The organism is Tepidibacillus sp. HK-1, assembly GCF_001748485.2.
GTDB classification, from domain to species: Bacteria; Bacillota; Bacilli; order Tepidibacillales; family Tepidibacillaceae; genus Tepidibacillus_B; species Tepidibacillus_B infernus.
Genome location: NZ_BDGM02000043.1, coordinates 1 through 3,844, shown reverse-complemented (window position 1 = coordinate 3,844; position 3,844 = coordinate 1). Strand labels below are relative to the sequence as shown.

At 34.5% G+C, this 3,844-nt stretch carries 4 protein-coding genes; 1 reads left to right on the top strand and 3 read right to left on the bottom strand.

Features of this window, described 5'->3' with window-relative positions; translation table 11 throughout:
* Positions 1-154: 154 nt before the first annotated feature.
* Both dnaI and BEN26_RS13575 read right to left on the bottom strand, forming a co-directional pair.
* Entirely contained in the window at positions 155-1,078 is a 924-nt protein-coding gene (dnaI, locus tag BEN26_RS13580) for a primosomal protein DnaI (protein ID WP_069799181.1), read from the bottom strand.
* A gap of 19 nt (positions 1,079-1,097) precedes the next feature.
* Positions 1,098-2,534: a DnaD domain protein gene (locus tag BEN26_RS13575; protein WP_069799179.1), complete on the bottom strand. Its 1,437-nt coding sequence runs from the start codon at positions 2,532-2,534 to the stop codon at positions 1,098-1,100.
* Between the two features lie 160 nt (positions 2,535-2,694).
* On the opposite strand from BEN26_RS13575, the gene BEN26_RS14330 reads away from it, so the two are divergent.
* Entirely contained in the window at positions 2,695-2,988 is a 294-nt protein-coding gene (locus BEN26_RS14330; protein WP_399168555.1) for an IscA/HesB family protein, read from the top strand.
* Between the two features lie 43 nt (positions 2,989-3,031).
* On the opposite strand, the gene nrdR is transcribed toward BEN26_RS14330, so the two are convergent.
* A complete protein-coding gene (gene nrdR, locus BEN26_RS13565; RefSeq protein ID WP_069799178.1) occupies positions 3,032-3,487 on the bottom strand; it encodes a transcriptional regulator NrdR in 456 nt (151 codons plus the stop codon).
* Positions 3,488-3,844: the final 357 nt, after the last annotated feature.

Genomic DNA, 3,844 nt, shown 5'->3' with positions numbered 1-3,844 from the left:
CAAGGAGAGACCCTCTTTTCCATATTTTTTTGCTTACATCTTTCTGCTTAATATTCTTCTTATTCAAGCAGATTCCATTATCTGCCTTATAAGGTTGTTTTTCCTCCCACAATAATTTTACTCATACAAACCTAAAAAATTCGCATCAAAGGGGTCACTCCACCATTCTTCTGTTAGGTCCATCGACAAAGTAAGGCACTGTATAATGCCGAATTCTTTCCATAATTCTTTTGGCCTTTAAGCTTTCCACTCCACCTTTATTCGAATAGGCCAGATGCTCTTCTAAATCATCATAATTTAAATTAGAGGAATATAAGATAGGCAACCCTTTTACTATCCTTGCTTGTAAGATGGCTCCTAGTATTTCGTCTCTTTCCCACTGGGAAATCGTTTCTGCTCCAATATCGTCTAAGATTAGAACCTCAACCTCTTGTAAAAGTTTCATTTTTTCATTTAAGGTTTGGTCTTGGATAGAACTTTTCATTTCTCTAAAAAAATCAGGTACATAGATCATTAAAGTGGAAATTTTATTTTCTGCTAATTTCTTCGCAGTCGCTGCCAACATGTGACTTTTTCCAACTCCGAGCGGACCATATAAATAGATTCCTTTTTGTTTTTGACCAGATTGATAAAGGTCGATAAATTTTAATAATCCCATAAGGGCTTCTTTACGTCCTAACGTTTGATCAATCTCTTTAAAAGAAGCCTTCAAAACTTCCTTTGGAATATATTGGCTCTTAAATAATTGATTTTTATATTCCTCTTCTTCTTGGTTAAGTAACTTTTGGCATTTTGTTAATATACTTTGAATTTGGCCATATTCAAATTTTAAAGTCGTATAATGCCCTTTTAATAAATTTGGACAATTATCAATTCCAATGCAGAGGGAACAATTCTTTTTATCCTCGATATATTGATAAAGTTGATTTAATGAAGGAAGAATCATCTCTTTAGAGAGTTCATTTGTTTGAAAAAGTGACTGTAATTCTGGATGTTGTTCAAAATAACGAACCCATTTTTGCTTATTAACGTTTAAGTTGGGTATTAATTCACCTATGATTTGACTTAAAGGATCCATTTTATCATCTCTCCCCTCATTAAATTTCTCCTAATTTCCTTAACAATTGATTGATTTCATCCTGACTTTCTTTATCTATAGAGTCAGTTGTATTCTCTTTCTGATGATACTTTTCTTCTTGCTGTAAAATATAATCTGGTATCTTCTCTTTCTTTCCCGACTTTGTGGAAGTAAAAGCTTTCTTGGCTGCATTCTTTGAGCCTTTTTTTACCTCTTTCCATTCTTTATACAATTGATGCTCCTTCTTGGCCACATTTTGCGCTTCATTTACGGTTTTGATTTTTAGACGTTTCCAATGCCCCGCGATCTTTTCCGTTAAATTCTTAGGAAGTTTATAATCATTAGTCAACATAATATATTCTATTAATACATTTACTACTCCTGATGGCAATTGATAATCAATTAACAGTCCTTCAATTAAGTTTAAATCTGCTTCTGCTATCTTTCCACCACCTTGATATTGTTTCATTAGTTCTATAGGAGTTAAATGTTCTAATTCCCATTGATGTTGCTCTGCTTTATTAAGATTATGAGCTGATTTCTGTTTTTTTTCATCAACCAGCTGTTCTTTTTGAACAATGACAACTTCCTTTTCAGCAAATTGAACTCGCTCTTTTACCCTTTTTCTGAGTGACTGCTTATCAATTTTTCCAGTTGAATCATAAATGGTATGATCCTTTAATAGATTGATCATGTCAGTTTCAGATAATTGATAAAGGAAAGCTAATTCATGTAAAAGTTTTTCTAAATCTGAATCGATGATTTTTTCTAAGGGATAGATGGAACTACCCATTCCTTTTATAAAATCAATATCAAGATATTTTTTCTTAATATCTAGTTTAGGTGATTGTTTTTTCTCTTCCTGATATTCGAGCGGTTGAATCAATTGCTCTATTTCAGAACCTGGTTTTATCTTGAATTCAGAGGCTAAAACAGTATCAAATACTTCATCAAATGACTTGGTTATTTTCTCAGCAAATATGTAGTACCCATGGTTCCAATTTAAGTTTGGTGTCAACTTAGATTTTAAGGTTTGAAAAGCTGACTTCCCTAATCGATTTAACAACAATAGGCTTAAAACGTCACTCTGAAAAAATTGGATAGGATGTAGTGGTGGAAATAGGGTATATTCAAAGATATGTTCATTTTTTTCAACGTGTTTATACTTTATAGTCTCTAAAAGACCAACAGCCTCCAAAACTTTTCTCGCTTTAATAATCGTTGGAAAGGAAAGCTGAAGTTGTGTCATTAAACCTCTATGCAGATTTGGTATTGAAACACCTGCCTGTCCTAAAGGAAGGTGATAAATGAAGGTTAAATATAAACTTAGAGCCTCTGTGCCAATAATGGGTTGATATAACTCAATCATGTAAGAAAATTGGGTAGTTTCGATTGAATTAGGTAATCTTATAATATAAGAATCCTGTGGTGTAATTTCATTGAAGATGTAAGACATTCTAAATCAACCCCTTTTATAAAAAGCTTATCTTTATTATACCATCACTCTAACTTAACAAAAACAACACTTGTTTCTCCAAAACAATCCATATATAATACCTTTATGGGTATTTAACTCACAACTAGATGCTTAAACATTGAGAAGGGGAGGTAATGATATGGTTTCCGTAACACCAAGTGCAAAGGATAAGCTTGAAGAGTTACTGAAAGAGAAACAAAGTAGCGCAGCAATCCGTGTATATATTGCTGGTTTTGGCTGAGGCGGTCCATCCTTGGGATTGGCTCTGGATGAGCCAAATGAAGAAGATAAAGTTTTCGAATATGAGAACTTTAAAGTGGTCGTCAATGCTAAAGAGCTTGAAAATATAGGCGATGTTGAAGTAGATTTTCGTGATTCCCGCTGGGGAAGTGGCTTTACTGTTAGATCTACTTTTGGTTCAACTTGCTCATAATATCACATTATTTAAATCCCCTCCGAATTGGAGGGGATTCTCTTCATCCTTTTCGCAGTAACTCAGAAATCTCTTGAATAAATACATTAATATCTTTAAACTGGCGATAGACTGAGGCAAAACGAACATAGGAAATTTCATCAATCTGATATAGTTTTTCCATCACCATTTCACCAATGACTCTGCTGTCAACTTCTGATTTCAAATCATTTCTTAATTCTCTTTCAATATCTGCCACCATATTTTCTAACGTTTCTAATGGCACAGGTCTTTTTTCACATGCTCGAATAAGCCCTCTTAGCACTTTTTCTCTACTAAATTCTTCACGACTTCCATCTTTTTTAATGACTAAAATGGGTGTTTCTTCTACTTCTTCATAAGTATTAAACCTTCTATTACATGAATCGCATTCTCTTCTTCTTCGTATGGATTTTCCATCATTGATCGGTCGAGAGTCTAATACTCTTGTTCCATTATAATTGCAGTAAGGACATCTCAATATTTCTCACCCCAATTTTTTCTCCCACATCTATGTGCGCTTAAGGTTGTACAAGTTATTATAAGTTTCCCTTAATTTCTTTAAAAGGTCAAGGGGAAATCCTTCCTATATTTCACCGATCGGGTAGGAGGCTGGCCATTATTTGACCAGCCGACCTCCCACAGCACCGTACGTACCGTTCGGTATACGGCGCTTCCAAAGTTTACACGTCACTTCGCAGAATAACACTCGCTAAAACTTAGATATCCAGCTCGCTTAAATCGCTCGTTAGATAGGGCTTTTGTCAAGATAGGGCTATGAGCAGTACGCCAATAGCCTTTTCTTGTATTCGCCCACATCCACGCTTGCTCCTCACTC

What these genes read in the sequence shown, in the direction of transcription:
- dnaI (WP_069799181.1), bottom strand. Translation starts at nt 1,078, where the DNA reads ATGGATCCTTTAAGTCAAATCATAGGTGAATTAATACCCAACTTAAAC.
- BEN26_RS13575 (WP_069799179.1), bottom strand. Translation starts at nt 2,534, where the DNA reads ATGTCTTACATCTTCAATGAAATTACACCACAGGATTCTTATATTATA.